The sequence below is a fragment of the Methyloceanibacter sp. genome (assembly GCF_049590335.1).
Lineage (GTDB): Bacteria > Pseudomonadota > Alphaproteobacteria > Rhizobiales > Methyloligellaceae > Methyloceanibacter.
In genome coordinates, this window is sequence record NZ_JBAWCQ010000087.1 from 12,904 (window position 1) to 36,635 (window position 23,732).

Below are 23,732 nucleotides of genomic sequence, written 5' to 3' on the forward strand. Positions count from 1 at the left end.
TAGTTCTCCTATTTCTGGCAGATTGGACAGTAAAAGGTCGAGCGGCCGCCTTGAGCGATACGCCCGATCGTGCCGTCGCAGGCGGGCGTCTTGCAGTGCTCCCCGTTGCGGCCATAGGTGCGGAAGCGATGCTGGAAACGGCCCAGCCGCCCATCCGTGTGGCGGTAGTCGCGCAACGACGACCCGCCGGCGCGAATGGCATCGCGCAGTACGGACGTGATGCTTCTCACCAATGTTGCTGTCTTCTCGGTAGGCCGGCCCGACTTCGTCGCAAGCGACCCCGCCCGCCTCGTCGGCGAGAGGCCGGCGCGGTGCAGGGCCTCGCAGACATAGATGTTGCCGAGCCCAGCGATCAGGCGCTGGTCGAGCAGCGCGGCCTTGATCGGTGTGGTCTTGCCTTTCAGCTTCCGGGCCAGCCAGTCCGGCGTGAGGTCGCCCCCGAGGGGCTCGATCCCGAGCCCTTTGAAGAGCGCATGGTCATTCAGGCCCGCGGCCGGCGCCAGGTCCATGATGCCGAAGCGGCGCACATCCGAGTAGCGGACGGCCGAGCCGTCTCCCATATGAAAGACGATATGTTCGTGCTTGGGGAAACCGAATTCGACCGCCGGGCTCTGCCCATGAACGAAGTCGCCGGGGGCGCTCTTCGTGCCATTGGCCTTGTCGATGGCGAAGCGCCCCGTCATGCCGAGATGCATAATCAGCACCTCGCCGTCGTCCAGCCGGGCCAGCAGATATTTCGCGCGCCGGTCCAGGCCCTCGATGGTGCGCCCCTTCAGGCGCTCTCCGAAGCGCTCAGGCAGCGGGAAGCGTAGGTCCGGCCGGCGCTGTTCCACGCATGCGAACGCGTTGCCGACAAGGACCGGCTTCAATCCTCGGCGCACGGTCTCGACTTCAGGCAGTTCTGGCATCGGGCTCTAGAAACCGGGGTTCAAAAACGGCGTTTCGGTACGTTGCAGTGCAAAGCTACCATCATTGCACCGCAACAATAGCCTGATCTCGGGGCTTAGGCTATTGTCCGCTGCCATGCCAGCAGACGTGAAAAATCGGGGCGAATCGGGCAGCGAGGCAAGCTTCGGCTTTGCCCGCGTTTCCGAAAACGCCCGCCAAGGCCTCGTCAACGAGGTCTTCTCCAAGGTCGCCGGCCGCTACGACTTGATGAACGATCTGATGTCGGGCGGGTTGCACCGGCTTTGGAAGGCTGACCTCATCACCGCGCTCTCGCCACCGAAGTCCGGCGCGCCGTTCGCGCTGATCGACGTGGCGGGCGGCACGGGCGATGTCGCCACGCGCTTCCTCGATGCGACGGGGCCCGGCGGCACCGCCACCATCTGCGACATCTCGAAGGAGATGATGGATGAGGGCAAGACGCGCGCCGAGGGATGCTCTATCGGACCCGAGCGATTGACCTTCGTTCAGGGCAATGCGGAAAATCTGCCCTTCGAATCCCAACGGTTTGAGGCCTATACGATCGCCTTCGGGATCCGGAACGTCACCCACATCGATGCCGCGTTGGCGCAGGCGTATCGAGTCTTGAAGCCGGGCGGCCGTTTCCTCTGTCTGGAGTTCTCGAACGTCGAAATGCCGCTTCTCGACCGGCTCTACGACGCTTATTCCTTTAATGCGATCCCCGCGCTCGGGCGCCTTGTGGCCGGCGATGGAGAGTCCTATCGATATCTCGTGGAAAGCATAAGACGCTTTCCCAATCAGGAACGCTTCGCGCAGATGATAAGAGACGCTGGGTTCGAGCGCGTGCGCTACCGGAACCTGACCGGCGGCATCGCCGCCATCCATTCGGGCTGGCGGCTTTAAGTGAGGCGGTAGACGTGAACGCCATCGTGAACATGGCGCGGCTGACAAAGGCGGGAGCGACCCTCGCCTGGAGCGGTGCGCGCGTTTTGCCCGAAGATGTGCGCTTGTCGGGGCCGCTTGCCGTATTCGGCCGGGTGACGGCGCCGCTGCGCAAGAAGCCTGGCACCGAGAATGAGGTGCGGCTGTCCTCCGCGCTGACATCGCTCGGCCCTTCCTATATTAAGCTCGGCCAGTTCCTCGCCACCCGAGACGACATTGTTGGTCAGGAACTGGCGCGCGATCTTTCGACCCTGCAAGACCGATTGCCGCCGTTCTCGCAAGACGAGGCGGTCAAGCTGGTGGAAACCGAGCTGGACGCACCGCTCACCGCGCTCTTTGCTGAATTCAGCCCGCCCGTGGCGGCGGCCTCAATCGCCCAGGTGCACAAGGCCAAGGTTCGGACCGCTGACGGGAATCTCAAAGACGTGGCCGTCAAGGTACTGCGGCCCGGCATTGAGCAGCGCTTCAAGAAGGATCTCGATTCCTACTTCTTCGCCGCGCGGATGATAGAACGCTTTCATGGGCCGTCACGGCGCCTGCGCCCCATCGCCGTCGTCGACACGCTCGCCAAGTCCGTAGCGATCGAAATGGACTTGCGCATGGAGGCTGCCGCAATTTCCGAGATGGCCGACAATATAGAAGGCGACGAAGGCTTCCGGGTTCCGGCCGTGGACTGGCAGCGTAGCGCCCGGCGCGTTCTCACGCTCGAATGGATCGACGGCACGCCTATGGGCGACCTCAAGACTCTCAAGGTCAAAGGCTATGACCTTAAGGCGCTTGGCGCGAGGCTCATGCAGACCTTTCTGCGCCATGCCCTGCGGGACGGGTTTTTCCACGCCGACATGCACCAGGGAAACCTGTTCGTCGATGCGGATGGATGCATCGTCGCGGTCGATTTCGGCATCATGGGGCGTCTTGGTATGAAGGAGCGGCGCTTCCTTGCCGAGATCCTCTACGGGTTCATCACCCGCGACTACCGGCGCGTGGCCGAAGTCCATTTCGACGCAGGCTACGTGCCACGCAAACATTCGGTGGCCCAGTTTGCGCAAGCACTGCGGGCCATCGGCGAGCCGATCATGGACCGCCCCGCCAACGAAATCTCGATGGCCCAGCTGCTGGGGCAGCTCCTCCAATATACCGACGTCTTCGATATGCAGACCCGGCCCGAGCTGATCATGCTCCAGAAGACGATGGTCGTGGTCGAAGGGGTCGGCAGAACCCTGGATCCGGAGTTGAACATGTGGGTCGTGTCTGAGCCGATCGTGAAGGACTGGCTTGAAAGCCAGCTTGGCGCCGGCGTGCGGATCGAACAGGCGGCGGAAGGTGCAGCCTCGGTTGGCCGCTTCGTTGGCGACCTGCCCAAGCTTTTGCGCCAAGCCGAGCACACGGCGGACGCGTTCGGCGCCATGGCCGAAGACGGCCTCAGGCTCGACGATGAGAGCGTGGCGCGGCTCGCGCAGGCCCAGAAATCCCAAGACCGCTGGATGCACATCGGCATCTGGGTCGGTGCGCTCGCGCTCCTTGCCATCGCGGTCACGCAGATCTTCTGAGGTCCAATCTCAGGCCGTCACTATGGTAGACTGTAACCAACGAACCCAAGGACAGACCCTATGCTCCCCGGCAAGCGCATCCTTCTGATCGTTGGCGGCGGCATTGCCGCCTACAAGGCTCTGGAACTCGTTCGCCGACTGCGCGAGCGGCACTCAGCCGTGCGGGTTGTCCTGACGCAAGGCGGCGCGCAATTCGTGACGCCACTCTCCTTCGCCGTTCTGTCCGGCGAGAAGGCTTTCACCGATCTCTTCGATCTCAAGGACGAAGCGGAGATCGGCCATATCCAGCTTTCGCGCGAGGCAGACCTTGTAGTGGTGGCGCCGGCGACGGCGGACCTCCTCGCCAAGATGGCGAACGGGTTTGCGAGCGATTTGGCATCGACCGTGTTGATGGCGACAGACAAGACGGTCCTTGTAGCGCCATCCATGAACGTCCGTATGTGGGAGCATCCCGCGACCATGCGAAACGTCGCAACCCTGCGCGCCGACGGTGTTCGCTTCGTCGGTCCCGACGAGGGCGACATGGCGTGCGGCGAATTCGGTCCGGGCCGTATGGCGGAGCCCGAGGCCATTGCGGATGCGATCGAGCGTGTCCTGCCCAACGTGCATGGCGTTTCGCTCGCGGGCCGGCACGTGCTGATCACCGCCGGGCCGACCTATGAGCCGATCGACCCGGTGCGCTATATCGCCAACCGCTCATCCGGTAAGCAGGGCCATGCGCTGGCACGCGCGGCGAAAGACATGGGAGCCAAGGTCACCCTGATTTCCGGTCCGACGAACCTGCCGGACATGCCGGGCATGACGACGATCAAGGTCGAGACCGCCGCGGATATGCTGGACGCCGCGCTCGCGGCCCTGCCGGTGGATGTCGCGATCTGCGCCGCGGCTGTCGCCGATTGGCGTGTAGCCAATCAAGCTGCGCAGAAGCTGAAAAAGGAAGAAGGCCAGGGCGGGCTCAATCTGGCGCTGGCTCGCAATCCCGATATTCTCGCGACCCTTTCGGCCCCGGGCGGGCGGCGGCCGACCCTGGTCATCGGTTTTGCGGCCGAGACGGAAACCATCATCACTCATGCGCAGGCGAAGCTTAGCCGTAAGGGCGCCGATTGGATCGTCGCCAACGACGTGTCCCCGGATACGGGCATCATGGGCGGGGATCGCACGGAGGTGCATCTCGTCTCCGCCACCGGTGTCGAGGACTGGCCCGCCATGAGCAAGGACGAGATGGCCGCGAGGCTCCTCACCCGAGCCGCCGAAACCCTGCACGCGATGCAGCTAGCGGCTGAGTGAGGGCCTCGATGAAAGTTCAGTTGCGCGTGTTGCGGCTCCCGCATGGGGAGGGGCTGCCACTTCCCGAGTATCAGACGGAACATTCTGCTGGGTTCGACCTTGTCGCTGCCGTCGGCGAAGACGAACCGATCATGCTGAGCGCCGGTGCGCGTGGGGCGGTGCCCACGGGGCTCGTGTTCGAACTTCCGCCCGGCTTCGAAGCCCAGGTGCGGCCGCGTTCGGGGCTGGCGTCGAAGCACGGAGTGACGGTGCTCAACAGTCCGGGCACGATCGATGCGGATTATCGCGGCGAGGTGAAAGTCTTGCTGATCAATCATGGTGACCAAGTGTTCCGCATCGCGCGAGGGGATCGCATCGCTCAAGTCATTATCGCGCGCGTGTGCGCGGCGGAAATTGCCGAGGCGTTGGAGCTGAGCGAGACCGGGCGCGGGCAGGGCGGCTTCGGTTCCACCGGCTGACTGGGCCTGAAGCAGGCCACCTTGGCGCACCATATGCTCAACTCCTAGATGGATATTGCGTAGAACGAGACCATGCTGACAGACGAGGAAATTGCCCGCTATCGCCGCCAGTTGGTCTTAAAGGAGATCGGCGGCGAGGGGCAGCAGCGCTTGAAATCAGCCCGCGTGCTCGTGATCGGCGCGGGCGGCCTCGGCTCCCCCCTGATCCTTTATCTGGCGGCCGCGGGCGTCGGGCAGATCGGCGTCGTCGACGACGATCACGTCAGTCTCGACAATCTCCAGCGCCAGGTGCTGCATGGAACCGAGTTTGTCGGCGAGCCCAAGACGCGAAGCGCCGCCGCAACCGTCTTGAACCTCAACCCCCATGTGGAGGTGCAGCTCTTCACCACGCGGCTCGTCGCAGAAAATGCGCTGAGCATTATTGGGGCCTTTGACATCGTCGCCGACGGCTCCGACAATTTCGCGACTCGCTATCTCGTCAACGATGCGTGCTACATCGCCAAACGGCCGCTGGTCACAGCCGCTGTGGGGCCGTTCGACGGTCAGCTCACCACCTTCCGTGCCTTCGAGACCGATACGGACGGACAGCCCTGCCCGAACTATCGCTGTCTGTTTCCAGCCCCGCCTCCGGATGGAACCGTCCCGGCCTGTTCGGAAGCGGGGATCCTGGGCGCGGTCGCCGGGGTCTTGGGCTGCCTTCAGGCGGTCGAGGTGATCAAGGAGCTCCTCGGCATCGGCGAGAGCCTGGTGGGCCGGCTCATGCTCTACGACGGGCTCCAGGCCCGCTTCTCGACAGTTCGCTACGCATGGGATCCGGAAAACCCGGTCAACGGGAAAAATCCCAGATTCCGGGACCTGTCCCACCACATCGCCTCGGATGCGTGAGGGACCGCGATGCAACACGCGGTAATAGAATTTCTCAATCTTTTGCATCCATGATCTGCTCGTGAAAATCTAGATTGATCTAGGGGTCGTCGATCACGGGATCGCCCGACGTTCGTGCCGGGCGCCCTCACATAGGGCTGCGCGATGTCCGGCGAGGCGAAGCAAGAGACTATCTCCGCCCAGTGCGCGATTGCGGGCGGCGGACCGGCAGGCGTCATGCTGGGCTTCCTGCTTGCCCGGGCAGGCGTGAAAGTCGTCGTCCTCGAAAAGCACGAAGACTTCTTCCGCGATTTCCGCGGCGACACGATTCACCCGTCGACCCTCGAGGTCATGGACGAGTTGGGCTTGCTCGATGCGTTTCTGAACCTACCCCATGAAAAGATGGAGCATCTCAGCGCGGAGATCGGCGATCGCACTGTCAAGATCGCGGACTTCTCTCACCTGCCGACCGTGGCCAAATACATCGCCTTCATGCCGCAATGGGACTTCCTCGATTTCCTAGCAGCGGAAGGAAAGAAAAATCCGAAATTCGATTTGCGCCTAGGCGCCGACGTGGACGAGCTACTGACGGAGGGCGGCAAGATCGTCGGTCTCAAGGCGGCAACCCATGACGGCGACCTTGAAGTTCGCACGGACCTTGTGGTTGGCACCGATGGCCGCCACTCTACGGTGCGGTCGCTGGCCAGGCTCGAGGTCGAGGATATCGGCGCGCCAATGGACGTGCTGTGGATGCGCCTGTCGCGAAAGCCCGAGGACGGCGACGACACGTTCGGCCGCATCGAGCCCGGCCGGTTCTTCATCATGATCAACCGTGGCGATTATTGGCAATGCGCCTATGTCATCCCCAAGGGGGGACTCAATCAGCTGCGGCGCAACGGGCTCGAATCCTTCCGGCTTGCCATAATGGCCTTGAAGCCGTCCCTTGGCGCACGCGTGCGCGAACTCGAATCCTGGGACGATGTGAAACTGCTGTCGGTCAAGGTCGACCGTCTGAAGCAATGGTACCGGCCCGGGCTACTCTGCATCGGCGATGCCGCCCACGCCATGTCGCCGATCGGCGGCGTGGGGGTCAATCTGGCGGTTCAAGACGCCGTCGCGGCCGCGAATATCCTGGCGCTGCCGCTGCTGGAGAGGAACGTCACGGAGGCGAATCTTGCGCAGGTGCAGAAGCGCCGCATCCTGCCCGTCAAGCTCACGCAGCGGATGCAGGTCTTCCTACAGGACCGCGTCATCTCGAACGTCTTGTCGGCGTCTGAGATTACAGAGATTCCGTTCCCGTTGCGGATGCTGAATAACTTTCCCCTGCTCAGGCGCATTCCGGCCCGGATCGTTGGCCTCGGATTCAGGCCCGAGCATGTCGCACTGCCGGAAGTGCCCCGCGCGTAAGCGACGCTTAAGTCCCGTCTAGAACATTGCCGGATGAACGCGGTCGGGCGGCGCATGGCCGTCCAGGAAGGTCTTGATGTTGACGATGACCTTCTCGCCCATGTCGACGCGGCCTTCGAGCGTAGCCGAACTCATATGCGGCAGCACCACGACCTTGTCGTTGCGCAGCAGCTTGGGGTTCACCGCGGGCTCGTGCTCGAACACGTCGAGGCCGGCGCCGGCAAGCTCGTTATTTTCGATCATGCGGGCCAGGGCATTTTCGTCGATCACCTCGCCACGCGCCGTGTTGACGATATAGGCCGAGGGCTTCAGAAGCGCGAGGCGGCGCGCCGACAGCAGGTGATAGGTCGCCGGCGTGTGCGGGCAGTTGATGGAGATGATGTCCATACGCGCCAACATCTGGTCGAGACTGTCCCAATAGGTCGCCTCGAGCGTCTGCTCGATTTCGGCCTGCACCCGGCGCCGGTTGTGATAATGAATTTGAAGGCCAAATGCCCTGGCGCGCCGCGCCACAGCCTGTCCGATCCGGCCCATGCCGACAATGCCCAGGCGCTTGCCGTAGATGCGGTGGCCGAGCATCCAGGTGGGCGACCAGCCTTGCCATTTGTCGCTGCCGGATTTCAGCAGCGCCGCGCCTTCAGTCAGACGCCGCGGCACCGCGAGGATCAGGGCCATGGTCATATCGGCGGTGTCCTCGGTGAGGACGCCGGGCGTGTTGGTCACGAGGACCGCACGATTGCGGGCCGTGTCGAGGTCGATATTGTCCACGCCGGTTCCGAACTGGGCAATCAGCTTGAGTTCCGGCCCGGCCTGGCTCAGCACGGAACGGTCGATCCGATCGGTGACGGTAGGCACAAGCACGTTGGCCTCCTTCACGGCTGCGATCAGTTCGTCCCGCGAAAAGGGCTTGTCGTCGAGGTTCAGCCGCGCGTCGAACAGCTCCCGCAGTCGCGTTTCCACGACATCCGGCAGTTTACGCGTGACGATAACGAGCGGTCTTTCTGAAGCCATAACTATGTCCCGTCAGAAGGCTGGGCGGTCCCGAGCCCGAGTTTTCGTTGAATTGTGCGCCTTGTCTAACAGAAGCGACTCCGTGAGATAAAGCGTCAACTTGGCTCAATTGGGCCGACGGCGCCCCCAGACGCCACCAAGTGCCGTTTGGGCCACGATCCGTTCACTATTCTCCGCCATTCAGAGGGTAAGATTCGGCAGCCAAAGGGGGAAATGATGGGCTTTCGAGGGACTGTACGGCTGAGAACAGCGCTGGCGCTGGCTGGAGGCGCGCTTCTCGCAGGGGTCGTCCTGTTCGCCACTCTGGCGCCTGTCGTGGCGGAAGAGGCCGTCATATCGGTAACCGGGAATGGAAAAAGCTCGGGCCTGCCCGTTCCGCGCTTCGTCAGCCTAAAGTCCAACAAGGTCAATGTGCGGCGCGGTCCCAGTACCGACCAGGCGATCGTCTGGGTATTTTCCCGGGCCGGGCTGCCGGTGGAGGTCATTGCCGAGTTCGAGAATTGGCGGCGCGTAAGGGACAGCGAAGGAGCCGACGGGTGGGTCTTTCACAGCCTCCTCAGCGGACGGCGCACAGTGCTTGTCAGCCCTTGGAGCAAGTCCCAGCAGGGAGGACCCGTGTCGATCCCGCTGCACGACCGCCAGTCGGCTGGGTCCGGCGTCGTGGCGCAGCTTCAGCCGGGCGTCATAGGCGATCTGGTGGAGTGCGACGGCAAATGGTGCGAACTGGCTGTGGGCAGTTACTCGGGCTACGTCCAACAGAAGAAGCTCTGGGGGGTGTATCGCGATGAAAAATTCGAGTAGCCGCATTTTCGGCGACTGGCGGGGCGCAAGAGCCGCGAGCGCCGCTTAGACGTCCTTGTCGACGAGACGGACCAGCACGTCGACCCGCGAAATGACCTTGCCGTCCGGTGCCTCGGGCAGACCCTCGATGCGGATCGAGCTCGTGTCGATGTCCAGTAGGTTCGCACTTTCCTCGCAGAAGAAGTGAAAGTGGTTCGACGTGTTGGTGTCGAAATAGGTCTTCGCACCTTCCACGGCCACCGCGCGCAACAGCCCCACCTCGGTAAATTGGTGAAGCGTGTTGTAGACGGTCGCCAGCGACACTGGCACCTTCGACGCGACAGCTTCCTCGTGCAGATGCTCGGCCGTCACGTGTCGGTCGCCCTCGGCGAATAGAAGCCGGGCAAGGGCGAGCCGTTGACGTGTGGGCCGGAGGCCCGCACTGCGCAGAAGCTTGGCCGCGGTGCCGGCCGGCGCCATTTTCGCATCGTCTGCGGTATAGGTCTTTTCCATGGTCTTAAACGAGTAAGTCATTGATGCTCGGAATATAGTGGGAAGCCGCAGGAACCGCAATGCTATGCCCTGGCGGACAATTTGGCACTTTGACCTGTATCAGGTGAACGGCCGAAAAAGGGGCGGCGGATAGGGCTCGCCAGCCGGGCTTTTTGTGGGACCATCCATGTGTTAGGAAACCAGCCCACCAAATGGATCACATTCCGTATGAAGGACAAATCAGCGTGCAAGAACCACTGGCGCAACGGCAGTCCAGCTTCGACTACGAGGATCTGCTTGCATGTGGTCGGGGCGAGTTGTTTGGCCCTGGCAATGCGCAGCTGCCCCTGCCGCCAATGCTGATGTTCGACCGAATTCCTCTTGTCGAGCCGGATGGCGGCGAATACGGCAAGGGTCGGATCGTGGCCGAGTTGGACTTGAAGCCCGATCTGTGGTTCTTCGCCTGTCACTTTCAGGGCGATCCGGTCATGCCGGGTTGCCTCGGGCTGGATGCGCTCTGGCAAATGCTCGGGTTCTTCCTTGGTTGCACGGGCGCCCCCGGCAAGGGGCGTGCGCTTGGCGTCGGCGAGGTGAAGTTCTCCGGCATGGTGGAGCCGACAGTGAAAAAGCTAGAATATATTGTTGAGCTCCGGCGGGTCATTCGCCGCAAATTCACGCTTGGGACTGGCGATGGCTGGCTCAAGGCGGATGGTGGAACGATTTACACGGCCAAGGACCTCCGGGTCGGGCTTTTCCAGGCGGACGAAGCCGCATCCGCTAGTGCATAGACCATTTGTCACAGCACTGGCCTCAAGGACGTTGAGCCAATGAAACGCGTGGTCGTAACCGGCATCGGCATCGTTTCCTCGATCGGGAACAATGCGCAGGAGGTCGTGGCTTCTCTCCGCGAAGCCAAGTCGGGCATCGTCAAGGCCGACAAATATGCCGAACTTGGTTTCCGCTGCCAGGTACATGGCGCCCCCTCGCTCGATTGGGAGGACGCGATCGACCGCAAAGTGCGCCGTTTTATGGGCGCGGGCGCCGGCTGGAACTATGTGGCCATGGAGCAGGCCATTCAGGATTCTGGTCTTGAGGAAAGTGACATTTCCAACGAGGGCACTGGCCTGATCATGGGCTCGGGCGGCCCGTCGACACATGCCATCGTCAAGGCGGCCGATACGACCCGCGAACGGGGCCCCAAAAAGGTCGGCCCCTTCGAAGTGCCCAAGTCCATGTGTTCGACGAATTCGGCGACGCTGTCGACGCCCTATCATATTAAGGGTGTCAGCTATTCCATCTCCTCGGCCTGTGCCACGAGCGCGCATTGCATTGGCAACGGGGCGGAACTAATCCAGCTCGGCAAGCAGGATGTGGTCTTCGCCGGCGGCGGCGAAGAGCTCGACTGGACGCTTTCCGTATTGTTCGACTCGATGAATGCGATGTCCTCGCACTTCAACGACGACCCCAAGACGGCCAGTCGCGCTTACGATGTGGCGCGCGACGGGTTCGTGATCGCCGGTGGCGCGGGCGTGCTTGTGCTTGAAGAGCTGGAGCACGCCAAGGCGCGCGGCGCGAAGATTTACGCGGAGCTCGTCGGCTACGGGGCGACGTCGGATGGCCATGACATGGTGTTGCCCTCGGGCGAAGGGTCGGTGCGCTGTATGCGCATGGCCCTGCAAAACCTGAACGGCGAGAAAATCGACTATATCAACCCACATGCGACCTCGACGCCTCAGGGCGACATCCTCGAGATCCGGGCCATTCGCGAGGTGTTTGGCGACGATTGCCCGCCGATCAGCGCTACCAAATCGCTCACGGGGCACTCGTTAGGCGCGGCAGGCGTGCACGAGTCGATCTATTCGCTGCTGATGATGAAGAACGGTTTCATTTGTGAATCGGCGAATATCAAGACCTTGGATCCCGAGGTCGCCGACATGCCGATTCTTCGTCAGCGTGAAGACGGTATTGCGCTGAATTCGGTAATGTCGAACAGTTTTGGTTTTGGAGGCACCAACGCCTCCCTCGTTTTCCGCCGGTTGGATGGCTGAGGCCGGTGGCGCGGGACGTTAGGCAACTTTGAGCAGAGCAAGCACGATGGCACCGACGAAAGATATTGCAGAACCTGGACCGCTGATGGCGGGGAAGCGCGGCTTGGTGATGGGCGTCGCCAACGACCGATCGATCGCTTGGGGCATCGCCCGCGTCTTGCACGGGCAAGGCGCCAAGCTAGCATTTAGCTACCAAGGCGGCGCATTCGGCCGCCGGGCCGTTCCTCTGGCCGAATCGATAGGTGCAAAGATCATCGAGGAGGTCGACGTCGAAGATCTCGACAGTGTCGATCGCATGCTCGGCGTGATCCGCAAAGATTGGGGCAAGCTGGACTTCGTGGTTCATGCGCTGGCCTTCTCGGACCGGAACGAGCTCAAGGGGCGCTACTGCGACACGACGCGGAAGAACTTCGAACACACGATGGTCATCTCATGCTTCTCCTTCACGGAGATATGCAACCGGGTGTGCGACATGATGAACGAGGGTGGCTCGCTGCTGACGCTGACTTATGGCGGCTCCACCCGCGTCGTCCCCTGCTACAATGTCATGGGAGTGGCCAAGGCGGCGCTCGAAGCCTCGGTGCGCTATCTGGCCTCCGATCTCGGGCCGCAGGGTGTTCGCGTGAACGCGCTGTCCGCGGGCCCTATGCGGACGCTGGCGGGCGCAGGCATTTCCGATGCGCGCACCTTGCTGCATTACCAGCAAAACCATGCGCCTATGCGCCGCTCCCCGACGCTCGACGAAGTCGGCGGTTCGGCGCTCTACCTTCTGTCCGATCTTTCGGGGGCGGTCACGGGCGAGGTCCACTTCGTGGATTGCGGCTACGCGACGACCTTTATGCCCGATATTGATTCCTTGAAGGAGATCGAGCGGTCAGAGGAACTCGGAAACGCAATGGCCAAGGCCGCGCAGCGAGAAGCTGCGCAGTAGACCGTTAGAAGCTAACTCACAGCATCCGGATTGCTAAGGAGGAGCCGTGTTCGAGATTGTCATGATGGTTTGTCTTGCCGCGACAGGAGAGGAGTGCACGGAATACAAGCTCACTGACGCGCAATATGAGGATGTCGTGTCGTGCATCCGCGAGAGCCACGGCAAAGCCGATACATGGCAGCGCGGCAATGAAAAATTCACGATCATCGGCACACGCTGCAGCAAGGACCTAGAGTCCAAGATCCCGGCAGCGCCGAAGAGCTAAGCACGATGGCAGGCGAGCTTCGTCTAAGCCAGTCTCGCCTAGGGTTGGAAAACCTATTCGCGACATAAGAAAAGGGGCGCCCCCGCGGGCGCCCATTTTCTGCATCTGAATTGGTGCGGAGCTCGGGCTAGCTGGCCTCGGCCGCCTCTTTCTCTTTCCCGGTGTCCTGGTCGACCACCTTCATCGAAAGGCGGACCTTGCCGCGCTCGTCGAAGCCAAGCAGCTTGACCCAGACCTGATCGCCTTCCTTGACCACATCCCCAACCGTTTTGGGCCGGCCCTCGTCGAGCTGAGAAATGTGCACAAGTCCGTCGCGCGGTCCGAAGAAGTTCACGAAGGCGCCGAACTCCATCACCTTCACGACCTTGCCCTGATAGATCTCGCCGACCTCAGGTTCGGCGGCGATCGATTTGATCCGGGCAATGGCCTGGCGGATCGACTCTGCATTGGCAGACGCGATCTTGACTGTACCGTCGTCGGAGATGTCAATCTTGGCACCCGACTCCGCGACGATTTCGCGGATGACGGACCCGCCAGATCCAATGACTTCTCGGATCTTGTCGGTAGGAATCTGGATCGTCTCGATGCGCGGGGCGTATTCGCCGAGCTCGGGACGTGCCTCGTTCAGTGCCTTGTCCATCTCGTTCAAGATATGTAGGCGTCCGCCCTTGGCCTGATCGAGTGCGATCTTCATGATCTCTTCGGTGATGCCGGTGATCTTGATGTCCATCTGCAGTGACGTCACGCCCTCGGACGTGCCGGCCACCTTGAAGTCCATGTCACCGAGATGATCCTCATCGCCCAGAATGTCCGAGAGGATGGCGAACTTTTCGCCCTCCTTGATGAGGCCCATGGCGATACCGGCAACCGGCCGCTTCAGCGGAACGCCCGCGTCCATCAATGCGAGCGACGTGCCACACACCGTGGCCATGGAAGAGGACCCATTCGACTCGGTGATCTCGGAGACCACGCGAAGCGTGTACGGGAACTGCTCGCGATCCGGCAGAATCGGGTGAACCGCGCGCCAGGCAAGCTTGCCATGACCGATTTCGCGGCGTCCCGGGGAGCCCATGCGGCCAGTTTCGCCGACCGAGTAGGGCGGGAAATTGTAGTGCAGCATGAAGGTTTCCTTGTAGGTCCCCTGCAGGGCATCGACGAACTGCTCGTCGTCGCCCGTGCCCAGCGTCGTCACGACGAGGGCCTGCGTCTCGCCACGGGTGAACAGCGCGCTACCATGGGTACGGGGCAGAATGCCGACCTCGCAAACGATCGGCCGCACGGTCACGAGATCGCGGCCGTCAATGCGCTTCTTGGTGTCGAGAATGCTACTGCGCACTACATCCTTCTCGGCCTCTTTGAAGGCATGGGAGACTTTGCCGGCGACCGCGCCGTCATCTTCCTCCAGCACCAGCGTGGAGACCACGGTCTCCTTCACTTTCGAAATGCTGTCGCGCCGCTCCTGCTTGGAGACGATGGCGTAAGCGTCGCGAAGACCGGCATCGGCGATCCCGCTGACTTTGGCGACCATCTCGGAATTGTCGACGGTCTTCAGCTCCCACGGTTCCTTGGCGGCAACCTCGGCGAGCTTCACGATCGCGTCGATTACAGGCTGGGAATGCTCATGGCCGTACATCACGGCACCAAGCATGATATCCTCGGGTAGTTCGCGGGCCTCGGACTCCACCATCAGAACGGCGTCGGTCGTGCCTGCGACGATGAGATCGAGAGACGTCTCGGGCATCTCGTCGACCATCGGATTCAGGACGTAGTTGCCATCGACATAGCCCACGCGCGCGGCGCCGATTGGGCCGAGGAACGGCACCCCCGAAAGGGTCAGTGCCGCGGACGCGGCGACCATGGCCACGATGTCGGGGTCATTCTCCATGTCGTGCGACAGCACGGTGGTGACGACCTGGGTATCGTTCTTGAAGCCCTTGGCGAATAGCGGGCGGATTGGACGGTCGATCAGACGCGAGGTGAGGGTTTCCTTCTCGCTCGGACGGCCTTCGCGCTTAAAAAAACCGCCGGGAATCTTGCCGGCGGCGAACGTTTTCTCTTGGTAATTCACGGTCAGAGGAAAGAAGTCGATCCCCGGCCTTTCCTCTTTGGCGGAAACGACGGTAGCCAAAACGCAAGTCTCGCCATAAGTCGCGAGAACGGCTCCGTCGGCCTGACGCGCCACGCGCCCGGTCTCAAGTTTGAGCGGGCGCTTTGCCCATTCAATTTCTACAGTGTGTTTATCGAACATGTATGTGTCCCATTCGGTAGGGAAAGATAAGGCCGTCCCGCCGCCCGGTGGCGATGGAACGAGCCCGTGCATATGTGAGGAAGCTCCAACGGTTGCCGCAGCGCGCGGCAGCCCTGCTACCGGCGAATTCCGAGCCGGCCAATAAGCTTCTTATACCTTTCTTCGTCTGACGCTTTCACGTAGTCCAGCAGGCGGCGGCGCTGGCTGACCATTTTCAACAGCCCGCGACGCGAATGGTTGTCCTTACCGTGCGTCTTAAAGTGCTCGGTCAGGTTGCTGATGCGCTCGGTGAGGATGGCGACCTGGACTTCCGGGGATCCGGTATCGTCTGTTTTGGTCGCGTATTCCTTGATCAGATCTTGCTTACGTTCAGCACTAATCGACATCGGGTTCTCCTTGATATTTGAGGTGTTTGACAAGGCCGGGCCGGGATGTCGTCCAGCGCGGTCGGATCATGTTGCGAGTAGAGGCGCGAACACCGCGAGGCTCCCACGCAACCGCTGCACTATAGGGATTTTCGTCCCCGAGACCAGCGCTATTTGGGCTTCTATTCAGGCAGGTTAAAGACCCTTGAGGGGTGAAATTCGCCTTGGGCAACCTCCCCGATGGCGACGAGCCCGGCCCGGGAGACCGCATAGACCGGCCCCGTCACGATGGGGGCATCGCGCCCCCGCAAAAGGACCGAACGCCCCTGCCGGAGCCTGGCGGCGTCGACGGGGGTGACGGAGAGCGCCGGAAGGTCGCAAAGCGGCCTGTCCACGGGCTGCAGCAAGCCGAGCACCGCCTCGCGGCTCTCCTCGGCGGCTTGCTTCACAGCTTCCAGGGTGACGGCTTCGTCCTGGACGAAGTCGCCGACCCGTGTCCGGCGCAAGGCGGAAATATGGCCCAGACACTGAAGGGCGCGGCCGAGATCGCGGGCCAATGCCCGGACATAGGTGCCCTTGCCGCAATCGGCCTCCAACACGCAATGATCCGGATCGGGAAGATCGACCACGGCAAGCCGGTCGATGGAAACGATTCGGGGCGCGAGCTCGAACTCCTCCTGGTCGCGGGCCAGATCGTAGGCCCGGGCCCCGTCCACCTTCAGGGCGGAGAAGCGCGGCGGCACCTGCTCTATCTCACCGACGAATTGCGACAGGGCCGCTTCGATATCGGCCCGCGTCGGGCGGATGACGCTGGTCGCGGTCGCCGTGCCTTCGGTGTCGTCCGTGTCCGTTTCGGCCCCGAAACGGACAGTGAAGCGATAGGTCTTGGCGCCGTCGACCGCATATGGGACGGTCTTGGTGGCTTCCCCGAAGGCAATGGGCAGAATCCCGGTGGCGAGTGGATCGAGCGTGCCGGCGTGACCGGCCTTGATCGCATCGAAGAGCCAGCGTGTACGCCCCACCGCTTTGGTGGAGGTCAGCCCCTCTGGCTTGTCCAGAACAAGCCAGCCATTGACCGCTTGGCCTTTGCGCCGCCGTCCCATCCCGTTCGCCCCTTAAGCGTGTTTGCTAGTCGTCGAGGTCTCGCGCGATATCGCGCGCCACCTGGGGCGAGGCCAGAAGTTCGTCGATCCGAGAGGAGGCTTCGAACGTCGTGTCCTCGCGGAACCGGATCTCCGGCATGTGTCTCAGGTTGACCCGCTTCGCGACTTCGCCGCGCAGGAACCGCTTGTGCTGTTCCAAGCGCTTGACGACGTCACCCGCCTCGCCGCCGCCAAGCGGCATTACGTAGCAGGTCGCGACCTTGAGATCGGGCGACATGCGCACCTCAGGCACGGTGAGCGAATGGCGCACTATAACATCGTCCACCACTTCCCCGCGCGAAAAAATCTCGGCAAGGGCATGACGGATGAGTTCGCCCACCTTCAATTGGCGCTGGCTTGGCGCACGTGCGCCTTTGTCTCGCGGTGCCATAAGCTAAGTCTCGTGGATCGGTCTCTCGATGGCGACCCAATTACATGTGGCGCATAGCGTTTTGCTCAGAGCGTGCGCTGAACGTGCTCCACCTGGAAGCATTCGATCACGTCGCCCTCGCGCATGTCCTGATAGCCCTCGAACGCCATGCCGCATTCCTGACCGCCCACCACTTCTTTGACTTCGTCCTTGAATCGCTTGAGCGTGGACAGTTCGCCCTCGTGAATGACGACATTATCCCGGATCAGGCGGACATGCGCACCACGTTCGACCTTACCTTCGGTCACGCGGCAGCCCGCCACCTTGCCAACCTTGGAGATGTTGAACACCTCCAGGATTTCGGCATTGCCGAGGAAGGTCTCGCGCCGGGTCGGAGCCAAGAGGCCCGACATGGCTTGGCGCATATCGTCGACGAGGTCGTAGATCACCGCGTAATAGCGCACCTCGACACCGTCGCGCTCTGCGGCCGAACGGGCCTGCGAATTGGCGCGCACATTAAAGCCAAGCACCACGGCGCCGGACGTGGCAGCCAAGGAGATGTCGGATTCGGTGATGCCACCGACGCCCACATGCACCGGACGGGCCCGGACTTCGTCGGAACCGAGCTGGGCGAGCGCGGCGTTGATAGCCTCGACCGAGCCCTGCACGTCGCCCTTGATGACCAAGGGGAACTCCTTGACGCCGTCTTCCTGGAGCTGATTCATCATCTGCTCGAGGCTGCCGCGCTGGCCGGCGATCGCAAGCCGCTTGCGCCTCTCGCGCTCGCGGTAGTCGGTAATCTCACGCGCGCGCGCCTCGTTCTCCACGACAGCGAACTGATCGCCGGCTTCAGGCGCCGAATCGAAGCCCAGCACCTCGACGGGTACGGACGGCCCGGCAGCCTTCGTGTGCTCGCCAAGATCGTCGATCAGGGCCCGCACACGGCCCCAAGCGGAACCCGCGACGATGATGTCGCCAAGCTTAAGCGTGCCGCGCTGGACCAGCGCCGTCCCGACCGGACCGCGCCCGCGTTCGAGCTTCGCCTCGACGATCACGCCCTCGGCCGCGCGTTCCGGGTTGGCCTTGAGCTCCAGTACCTCCGCCTGCAGCACAATGGCTTCGAGCAGGGTATCGAGATTGGTCTTCTTGAGAGCCGAAACTTCGATTTCCAGCGTGTCGCCGCCCATGCTTTCCACTACGATCTCGTGGCTGAGCAGCTCGGTACGCACTCGCTGCGGATCCGCGCCCGGCTTATCGATCTTGTTGATCGCGATGATGATTGGCACCTCGGCCGCCTTGGCGTGGTTGATCGCCTCGATCGTCTGCGGCTTCACGCCGTCATCGGCGGCCACGACCAGAATAACAATGTCGGTGACCTTGGCGCCGCGGGCACGCATGGCGGTGAACGCCGCATGGCCCGGTGTGTCGATGAAGGTGATCCTCTGACCCGACGGCACGGTGACTTGATAGGCGCCGATATGCTGGGTAATGCCGCCAGCTTCCTGGCTGACGACATTGGCGGCCCGGATGGAGTCCAGCAGCGAGGTCTTGCCGTGATCGACATGGCCCATGATGGTCACGATTGGCGCACGCGGCGCGAGATTTTCATCCTGGTCCACTTCGCCGATAAAGCCTTCTTCCACATCGGCTTCGGAAACGCGGCGCGCCGTGTGGCCAAATTCCTCGGTGATGAGCTGCGCGGTGTCCGAGTCGATCACGTCCGTGATCTTGTGCATCGCGCCGTCTTTCATCAGAAATTTGATGACGTCCACGCCGCGCTCGGCCATGCGGTTGGCTAGTTCCTGGATCGTAATAACGTCCGGAATCGTCACTTCGCGGGCGATCTTCTGCCCGGTCTGCGGGCCGGTGCCCTGCTTTTTCTGCCGCTCGCGGTGACGCTTCAGCGAGGCGAGGCTCCGCTGGCGCTGCTCCTCGTCGAGCGCATTGGTGATAGTAAGGCGTCCGCGAACGCGACGTTCGTCGCCACGGCGCGGCGTGGCAGCGCCTTTCTTGTGGCGGCTGTCGGCCTGGCGCTTCGGCTGCTCTTCCTTTTCGGGCGAAAGCGGCCGGCGCGGCGCATCCGCCGTCTTCGGGGCAGCCTTGGCCTTGGGCTTGGCCTCCGCCTCGGTCTTTGCCTCGGCGGCCTTCGTTGCCTCGTCCTCAAGCCTGCGCGCTTCGGCCTCGGCATCCTCTTTGGCGCGCTGCTCCGCAAGGGCGGCCTCTTTCGCGGCATCCTCAATGGCGCGCTCGCGTTCCTCGGCGTTGCGGACCTTCGCGTCGGCAAGCGCCTTTGCACGGGCGCCTTTTTCTTCCTCGGAGAGCTGCTTTAGAACGACGCCGGGGCGGCGCTGCTGGCTCGGGGCCGGCTTCGGCGCGGCTTCCTTCGCAGGGGCTTTAGCCTGGGGTTTTTCCTGGGCTTCTTCGACGGGCGCGGCGGCTCCACCAGCTCCGATCGAACGGCGCTTCTTCTTCTCGACCAGGACGGACTTAGAGCGTCCATGGCTGAAGCTCTGGCGCACGTGGCCCGATTCCACGGTCCGGCGCAAATTGAGCGTCGCCTTGCGTCCGCCCGCTTTGCCTTCAGTCTCGTTGGTTTCGCTCATTCTTGTTCCGTATCCAATCCGTGTCTGTCTGCGAATGCATAAATGCCCTTACGGTAGCGCTCGACACGCGAGGCCGCCGCCAGGAACTTTTGAGCCGCACCGCCCTGGACGAGGGCAGCATGTATCACATTTGTCCGGCCCGATGCCAAACCCAATTCGTCTGCGGTAAAGACGCAGATCGCCGGAAGGCCTTGCCCGTCCGTGACTGCCTTGGCCTTGCCGTCCAATTTACGGCAGCCGCCCGCCGCCGCATCCGACGCGTGAACCAAGGCGATGGTCCGGCCCTTCTGTAGGGCATCCTCAATCTTGGTGTGGCCGAAAACCACCGCACCCGCCTTGTTGGCCAAGGCAAACGCGCCGAGACCCGCCTCGGTCAGGAGACCGTCGACCTGCTCGGCCAGGCCGTCGGGGGCCTTAGCGTCGGTTTTGAGCGCGCGGCCAAAGGCTTTGCGTTTCGCGGCGTCCGCTATCGTATCATAAGTGGCGGTGAGCCAAACCCCGCGGCCGGGTAGGCGCTCCTTGAGGTCCGGAACGACGGTACCGTCCGGCCCAAGCACAAAGCGGATGAGGTCGGTCTTAGGCCGGTGGGCGCGCGTGAGCGCACAACGCCGCTGGGTGTCCCCAGGGGCCTGCCGCGACTGAGTCTGTCGCGTCTCGTTTTGCACCGCCGTTTCCAACTGCAACCGCCTTGGGTCCTATCCGGCTCATGCCGCAGGTGCGTCTTTGCCGGAAGCTTCATTCTCGCGATCCGGGGCCGCCTCAGTGTCCTCGGAAGCTTCATCCTCGGAGACTTCCTCCTCGGGCTCGTCGGGACCCAGATCGGCCTCGTCGATCCAACCTGCCTTGACCCGCGCGGCCAAGATCAGGTCCTCGCACTGCGGCCGGGTCAGGCCAAACTTGTCGAGGAAGCCGGGATACCGGGTCGTTTCCTTGTCCTGCCGTTCGGTCCAGCCGGCCAGATCGTCGGTGGCGCAATCGGCCACGTCCTCGACCGTCTTCACTTCGTTCTCGCCGAGTGCGACGAGCATCGCCGTGTTAAGGCCGTCGAGCTGAAGCAAGTCGTCCGAAACACCGAGTTCTTTGCGCTTCGCGTCCAGTTCGGCCTCGAGCTTCTCGAGATGCTCCCGCGCGCGAGTTTGAATCTCGCCGGCGGTCTCCTCGTCGAAGCCTTCGATCGATGAAATCTCGTCCGTATCCACAAAAGCCACTTCCTCGACCGAGGAGAAGCCTTCGGAAGCCAGCAACTGGGCGATAACTTCGTCCACGTCCAGCGCTTCCATGAACGTTGCCGAACGCTCGGCGAACTCCGCCTGGCGGCGCTCCGATTCGGAGGCTTCCGTCATGATGTCGATATCCCAGCCCGTCAGCTGAGACGCCAGACGCACGTTCTGTCCCTTCCGGCCGATGGCCAGCGACAATTGCTGGTCCGGAACTACAACCTCGATGCGCTCGGCATCTTCATCGAGCACGACCTTGACCACTTCTGCGGGGGCGAGCGCGTTCACGATGAAAGTCGCGGCATCCGGCGACCACTGGATAATGTCGATCTTCTCGCCCTGGAGTTCGTTCACGACGGCCTGCACGCGGCTGCCGCGCATACCCACACACGCACCCACCGGGTCGATAGAACTGTCCCGCGAGACCACGGCGATCTTCGCGCGGCTGCCGGGATCGCGTGCGACCGACTTGATCGTGACGATGCCCTCGTAGACTTCCGGCACTTCCTGAGCGAACAGCTTGGCCATGAACTCGGGATGGGTGCGCGATAGGAAGATCTGCGGTCCGCGCTGCTCGCGCCGCACGTCGTAGACATAGGCGCGGATGCGGTCGCCATAACGGAAATTTTCGCGGGGCAGCGTTTCGTCGCGGCGCACGACCGCTTCGGCGCGGCCGAGGTCCACGATCACATTGCCGTACTCGACACGCTTGACAATGCCGTTGACGATCTCACCCACGCGGTCCTTGTACTCATCGTGTTGACGCTCACGCTCTGCCTCGCGCACCTTTTGCACGATCACCTGCTTGGCGTTCTGCGCAGCGACGCGGCCGAAATCCAGCGGCGGTAGAGGCTCGGCGATAAAGTCGCCGACTTGCGCTGCTGGATTCTTGCGTCGCGCCTCTACCAGCGCGATCTGCGTCGCCTCGAGCGTCACGTCGTCGACCACTTCCAAAAGACGGGCCAGCGAGATTTCGCCGGTCTTCGGGTCGACCTCCGCCTTGATCTCGTTCTCGCTGCCATAGCGGGACTTAGCCGCCTTCTGGATTGCATCTTCCATGGCGGTGATGACGACTTGGCGGTCGATCGACTTTTCCCGTGCGACCGCGTCGGCGATTTGCAAGAGCTCCAGCCTGTTGGCGCTAACGCCTGCCTGAGACATTCCTCAGCCTCCAAACAAAGTTACGTTCCTACCCGGCAGGTCCACATGGACCGCCGGAAACCATTACGGGGCGGCTTCGCCACCCGAAAGATCGCCGCGCAGAGCGTCAAGGTTCATGGCCAGCTTCGCTTCGCCAATGAGCGAGAAGGGCAGGCCTACAACCACCGGCTCCGAATCTTCATCCAGCTCGATCTTCAAATGCACTTCGTCGTCGACGACGTCCTCAATTCGGCCTTTGAACCGCTTGCGGCCATCAACGGCCTCTGTCAGTTCGACCTTGGCGCAATGCCCTACCCAATTCGCGAAATCGCTTGGGCGAACCAGAGGCCGGTCGACGCCCGGCGAAGAAATCTCCAGTCGGTAAGTCCCGGGCATCGGGTCATAGGCATCAAGCACCGGAGACAAGCGCCGGCTGATCGTCGCGCAATCGTCTATGTTCATCTCGCCGTCCGGCCGCTCGGCCATAATCTGCACCGTGCCACCGTCGCGGCCCGAAATCTTTATTCGCACCAGACGGAAACCAAGCTCGTCCAGGATTGGCTTGGCAACGTCGGCGACCGCTCGCTCCTGCCCGGTTTCCCGGACGAAGCGGCGATCCTCGTCTTGTGCAAGGCTCGACATGATGTCCGCAACTTAAGGGCCTCGACCGGCCAAGGGCACATCCATGAATGAAGCCGGCGACCGAAGCCCATAACAAAAAGGAGCGGGCCGGAGCCCACCCCTGATCAAATCAATCATGAGTTTCTGAGGTTAATATACGGGCTTTTTCCAAGGTTTCAAGCGCGCCGCGGGCCAGAAAAACAAACGGTTTATCAGTCGGTTCCGATTATTCGGGCAGAAGCTGCCGGCCGATACGGGCAGAATCGACCGCTCGCATGGGCGAACTCCAAGGTCAGATGCAGCGAATGGTTAGAGGCGACGAAAGCGCAGATAGGCCGACTTTCGGCCATCGCTCAACGCCTTTCGCTCGTAGCGCGTCTCCGGCCAGTCCGCGGGGCGAACGCGCCAGTCGTCGGCGCGATGCGCGGTCCAGGCGAAGGCTTCGTCTTCGCCGATCACGTGCAACGCGTCGCGGACATACTTCATGTCGTCGCTGGCAAAGCGTAGCTCTGCACCGCGTTGGAGAATGCGGGCGAGCGACCACACAAGCTGTGGCGTGATGAGACGGCGCTTCGCCTGCCGCTTTTTGGGCCAGGGATCGGGAAAGAGAATGAACGCGCGTGACACCGAGTCCGCCGGCAGCCAAGCGATGAGGTCACGCGCATCACCGTCATGAATGCGGATCGTCTCGAGCCTTTCGTCGTCGATGCCCCCGAGCAGACTCGCAACACCATTGATGAAGGGCTCGCAGCCGATCAGGCCGACATCCGGGTTCGCGCGCACCTGCCAAAGGAGATGCTCGCCGCCCCCGAAGCCGATCTCAAGCCAGACTTCCTGCGATGGGCGCGCAAACAAGGTGCGCAGATCGGCGGGGGGCGGCCCCGAAAAGTCGGGGCGAAGCCGCGGAAGCAACTCGGCGATGAGTCTGGCCTTCCGGGCGGTCAGCCGCTTGCCCTTGCGGCGTCCATAGGACCGCAGCGGGCGTGCATCGGGGCCGTCAGGTGTTTCCGTCCTCATGGCGGGCTGCGTGCCAAGCATGGGCACACCTGTCTACCCCAAAATGCACATGGCCGGGATGACGCCCG

At 62.5% G+C, this 23,732-nt stretch carries 23 protein-coding genes; 11 read left to right on the forward strand and 12 right to left on the reverse strand.

Features of this window, described 5'->3' with window-relative positions:
* Positions 1 to 8: 8 nt before the first annotated feature.
* A complete protein-coding gene (mutM, locus tag WBQ77_RS06895; protein ID WP_424059510.1) occupies positions 9 to 908 on the reverse strand; it encodes a bifunctional DNA-formamidopyrimidine glycosylase/DNA-(apurinic or apyrimidinic site) lyase in 900 nt (299 codons plus the stop codon).
* Positions 909 to 1,023: 115 nt separating this feature from the next.
* Between mutM and ubiE the strand changes: the two genes are divergently transcribed.
* The 6 genes from ubiE (at position 1,024) to WBQ77_RS06925 (ending at position 7,414) form a co-directional block, all read left to right on the forward strand.
* The gene (gene ubiE / locus WBQ77_RS06900; RefSeq protein ID WP_424059512.1) at positions 1,024 to 1,809 is read left to right on the forward strand and encodes a bifunctional demethylmenaquinone methyltransferase/2-methoxy-6-polyprenyl-1,4-benzoquinol methylase UbiE; all 786 of its coding nucleotides are present in this window, start codon (positions 1,024 to 1,026) and stop codon (positions 1,807 to 1,809) included.
* A gap of 14 nt (positions 1,810 to 1,823) precedes the next feature.
* Positions 1,824 to 3,398: a 2-polyprenylphenol 6-hydroxylase gene (ubiB, locus tag WBQ77_RS06905; RefSeq protein WP_424045156.1), complete on the forward strand. Its 1,575-nt coding sequence runs from the start codon at positions 1,824 to 1,826 to the stop codon at positions 3,396 to 3,398.
* Positions 3,399 to 3,458: 60 nt separating this feature from the next.
* On the forward strand, positions 3,459 to 4,685 hold the full coding sequence (gene coaBC, locus WBQ77_RS06910; RefSeq protein WP_424045155.1) for a bifunctional phosphopantothenoylcysteine decarboxylase/phosphopantothenate--cysteine ligase CoaBC: 1,227 nt from the start codon (positions 3,459 to 3,461) through the stop codon (positions 4,683 to 4,685).
* Between the two features lie 8 nt (positions 4,686 to 4,693).
* Positions 4,694 to 5,143 carry a dUTP diphosphatase gene (dut, locus tag WBQ77_RS06915; RefSeq protein ID WP_424045154.1) on the forward strand — a complete coding sequence of 150 codons (450 nt, stop codon included), beginning with the start codon at positions 4,694 to 4,696 and terminating at the stop codon, positions 5,141 to 5,143.
* Positions 5,144 to 5,215: 72 nt separating this feature from the next.
* Complete coding sequence (locus tag WBQ77_RS06920) at positions 5,216 to 6,028, forward strand: HesA/MoeB/ThiF family protein (RefSeq protein WP_424045152.1); 813 nt, start codon at positions 5,216 to 5,218, stop codon at positions 6,026 to 6,028.
* A 144-nt stretch (positions 6,029 to 6,172) separates the two neighbouring features.
* The gene (locus tag WBQ77_RS06925; protein WP_424059514.1) at positions 6,173 to 7,414 is read left to right on the forward strand and encodes an FAD-dependent oxidoreductase; all 1,242 of its coding nucleotides are present in this window, start codon (positions 6,173 to 6,175) and stop codon (positions 7,412 to 7,414) included.
* A gap of 18 nt (positions 7,415 to 7,432) precedes the next feature.
* On the opposite strand, the gene WBQ77_RS06930 is transcribed toward WBQ77_RS06925, so the two are convergent.
* A complete protein-coding gene (locus WBQ77_RS06930) occupies positions 7,433 to 8,425 on the reverse strand; it encodes a 2-hydroxyacid dehydrogenase (RefSeq protein ID WP_424045149.1) in 993 nt (330 codons plus the stop codon).
* A gap of 213 nt (positions 8,426 to 8,638) precedes the next feature.
* Between WBQ77_RS06930 and WBQ77_RS06935 the strand changes: the two genes are divergently transcribed.
* Positions 8,639 to 9,226 carry an SH3 domain-containing protein gene (locus tag WBQ77_RS06935; protein ID WP_424045147.1) on the forward strand — a complete coding sequence of 196 codons (588 nt, stop codon included), beginning with the start codon at positions 8,639 to 8,641 and terminating at the stop codon, positions 9,224 to 9,226.
* A gap of 45 nt (positions 9,227 to 9,271) precedes the next feature.
* On the opposite strand, the gene irrA is transcribed toward WBQ77_RS06935, so the two are convergent.
* Positions 9,272 to 9,685 carry an iron response transcriptional regulator IrrA gene (irrA, locus tag WBQ77_RS06940; protein ID WP_424059536.1) on the reverse strand — a complete coding sequence of 138 codons (414 nt, stop codon included), beginning with the start codon at positions 9,683 to 9,685 and terminating at the stop codon, positions 9,272 to 9,274.
* 269 nt (positions 9,686 to 9,954) lie between these two features.
* Between irrA and fabA the strand changes: the two genes are divergently transcribed.
* Genes fabA through WBQ77_RS06960 form a run of 4 tightly spaced genes read left to right on the forward strand, consistent with a single transcriptional unit; the run spans position 9,955 to position 12,941 of the window.
* Positions 9,955 to 10,485 carry a 3-hydroxyacyl-[acyl-carrier-protein] dehydratase FabA gene (fabA, locus tag WBQ77_RS06945; RefSeq protein ID WP_424045170.1) on the forward strand — a complete coding sequence of 177 codons (531 nt, stop codon included), beginning with the start codon at positions 9,955 to 9,957 and terminating at the stop codon, positions 10,483 to 10,485.
* A 39-nt stretch (positions 10,486 to 10,524) separates the two neighbouring features.
* The gene (gene fabB / locus WBQ77_RS06950) at positions 10,525 to 11,745 is read left to right on the forward strand and encodes a beta-ketoacyl-ACP synthase I (RefSeq protein WP_424059515.1); all 1,221 of its coding nucleotides are present in this window, start codon (positions 10,525 to 10,527) and stop codon (positions 11,743 to 11,745) included.
* A 46-nt stretch (positions 11,746 to 11,791) separates the two neighbouring features.
* Positions 11,792 to 12,676 (forward strand): enoyl-ACP reductase FabI, encoded by an 885-nt coding sequence (gene fabI / locus WBQ77_RS06955; protein WP_424045144.1) that lies wholly within the window; start codon positions 11,792 to 11,794, stop codon positions 12,674 to 12,676.
* A gap of 46 nt (positions 12,677 to 12,722) precedes the next feature.
* A complete protein-coding gene (locus tag WBQ77_RS06960; protein ID WP_424045142.1) occupies positions 12,723 to 12,941 on the forward strand; it encodes a hypothetical protein in 219 nt (72 codons plus the stop codon).
* A gap of 127 nt (positions 12,942 to 13,068) precedes the next feature.
* Here WBQ77_RS06960 and pnp read toward each other — a convergent pair whose 3' ends face one another.
* From pnp to trmB, 9 genes are all read right to left on the reverse strand, one after another.
* Positions 13,069 to 15,189, reverse strand: a complete 2,121-nt coding sequence (pnp, locus tag WBQ77_RS06965; RefSeq protein ID WP_424045140.1) for a polyribonucleotide nucleotidyltransferase — start codon at positions 15,187 to 15,189, stop codon at positions 13,069 to 13,071.
* A gap of 116 nt (positions 15,190 to 15,305) precedes the next feature.
* Complete coding sequence (gene rpsO / locus WBQ77_RS06970) at positions 15,306 to 15,575, reverse strand: 30S ribosomal protein S15 (protein WP_424045139.1); 270 nt, start codon at positions 15,573 to 15,575, stop codon at positions 15,306 to 15,308.
* 161 nt (positions 15,576 to 15,736) lie between these two features.
* On the reverse strand, positions 15,737 to 16,657 hold the full coding sequence (gene truB / locus WBQ77_RS06975; protein WP_424059518.1) for a tRNA pseudouridine(55) synthase TruB: 921 nt from the start codon (positions 16,655 to 16,657) through the stop codon (positions 15,737 to 15,739).
* A 25-nt stretch (positions 16,658 to 16,682) separates the two neighbouring features.
* A complete protein-coding gene (rbfA, locus tag WBQ77_RS06980) occupies positions 16,683 to 17,087 on the reverse strand; it encodes a 30S ribosome-binding factor RbfA (protein WP_424045135.1) in 405 nt (134 codons plus the stop codon).
* 65 nt (positions 17,088 to 17,152) lie between these two features.
* The gene (infB, locus tag WBQ77_RS06985; protein WP_424059521.1) at positions 17,153 to 19,669 is read right to left on the reverse strand and encodes a translation initiation factor IF-2; all 2,517 of its coding nucleotides are present in this window, start codon (positions 19,667 to 19,669) and stop codon (positions 17,153 to 17,155) included.
* Positions 19,666 to 20,352, reverse strand: a complete 687-nt coding sequence (locus tag WBQ77_RS06990; RefSeq protein WP_424045131.1) for an RNA-binding protein — start codon at positions 20,350 to 20,352, stop codon at positions 19,666 to 19,668. Before WBQ77_RS06990 ends, infB begins: the two co-directional genes overlap by 4 nt.
* Positions 20,353 to 20,373: 21 nt before the next feature.
* Entirely contained in the window at positions 20,374 to 22,047 is a 1,674-nt protein-coding gene (gene nusA / locus WBQ77_RS06995) for a transcription termination factor NusA (RefSeq protein WP_424045129.1), read from the reverse strand.
* 63 nt (positions 22,048 to 22,110) lie between these two features.
* The gene (gene rimP / locus WBQ77_RS07000; protein ID WP_424059523.1) at positions 22,111 to 22,668 is read right to left on the reverse strand and encodes a ribosome maturation factor RimP; all 558 of its coding nucleotides are present in this window, start codon (positions 22,666 to 22,668) and stop codon (positions 22,111 to 22,113) included.
* 288 nt (positions 22,669 to 22,956) lie between these two features.
* On the reverse strand, positions 22,957 to 23,685 hold the full coding sequence (trmB, locus tag WBQ77_RS07005; protein WP_424059525.1) for a tRNA (guanine(46)-N(7))-methyltransferase TrmB: 729 nt from the start codon (positions 23,683 to 23,685) through the stop codon (positions 22,957 to 22,959).
* Positions 23,686 to 23,732 lie beyond the last annotated feature (47 nt).

Bases quoted from the DNA above. Each gene is read 5' to 3' on its own strand.
- rimP (WP_424059523.1), bottom strand. From the start codon at position 22,668: ATGTCGAGCCTTGCACAAGACGAGGATCGCCGCTTCGTCCGGGAAACC.
- rbfA (WP_424045135.1), bottom strand. From the start codon at position 17,087: ATGGCACCGCGAGACAAAGGCGCACGTGCGCCAAGCCAGCGCCAATTG.
- truB (WP_424059518.1), bottom strand. From the start codon at position 16,657: ATGGGACGGCGGCGCAAAGGCCAAGCGGTCAATGGCTGGCTTGTTCTG.
- ubiE (WP_424059512.1), top strand. From the start codon at position 1,024: ATGCCAGCAGACGTGAAAAATCGGGGCGAATCGGGCAGCGAGGCAAGC.
- WBQ77_RS06920 (WP_424045152.1), top strand. From the start codon at position 5,216: ATGCTGACAGACGAGGAAATTGCCCGCTATCGCCGCCAGTTGGTCTTA.
- infB (WP_424059521.1), bottom strand. From the start codon at position 19,669: ATGAGCGAAACCAACGAGACTGAAGGCAAAGCGGGCGGACGCAAGGCG.
- fabB (WP_424059515.1), top strand. From the start codon at position 10,525: ATGAAACGCGTGGTCGTAACCGGCATCGGCATCGTTTCCTCGATCGGG.
- WBQ77_RS06925 (WP_424059514.1), top strand. From the start codon at position 6,173: ATGTCCGGCGAGGCGAAGCAAGAGACTATCTCCGCCCAGTGCGCGATT.
- trmB (WP_424059525.1), bottom strand. From the start codon at position 23,685: ATGCTTGGCACGCAGCCCGCCATGAGGACGGAAACACCTGACGGCCCC.
- WBQ77_RS06930 (WP_424045149.1), bottom strand. From the start codon at position 8,425: ATGGCTTCAGAAAGACCGCTCGTTATCGTCACGCGTAAACTGCCGGAT.
- irrA (WP_424059536.1), bottom strand. From the start codon at position 9,685: ATGGCGCCGGCCGGCACCGCGGCCAAGCTTCTGCGCAGTGCGGGCCTC.
- pnp (WP_424045140.1), bottom strand. From the start codon at position 15,189: ATGTTCGATAAACACACTGTAGAAATTGAATGGGCAAAGCGCCCGCTC.
- dut (WP_424045154.1), top strand. From the start codon at position 4,694: ATGAAAGTTCAGTTGCGCGTGTTGCGGCTCCCGCATGGGGAGGGGCTG.
- fabI (WP_424045144.1), top strand. From the start codon at position 11,792: ATGGCACCGACGAAAGATATTGCAGAACCTGGACCGCTGATGGCGGGG.
- nusA (WP_424045129.1), bottom strand. From the start codon at position 22,047: ATGTCTCAGGCAGGCGTTAGCGCCAACAGGCTGGAGCTCTTGCAAATC.
- mutM (WP_424059510.1), bottom strand. From the start codon at position 908: ATGCCAGAACTGCCTGAAGTCGAGACCGTGCGCCGAGGATTGAAGCCG.
- WBQ77_RS06935 (WP_424045147.1), top strand. From the start codon at position 8,639: ATGATGGGCTTTCGAGGGACTGTACGGCTGAGAACAGCGCTGGCGCTG.
- rpsO (WP_424045139.1), bottom strand. From the start codon at position 15,575: ATGTCGATTAGTGCTGAACGTAAGCAAGATCTGATCAAGGAATACGCG.
- coaBC (WP_424045155.1), top strand. From the start codon at position 3,459: ATGCTCCCCGGCAAGCGCATCCTTCTGATCGTTGGCGGCGGCATTGCC.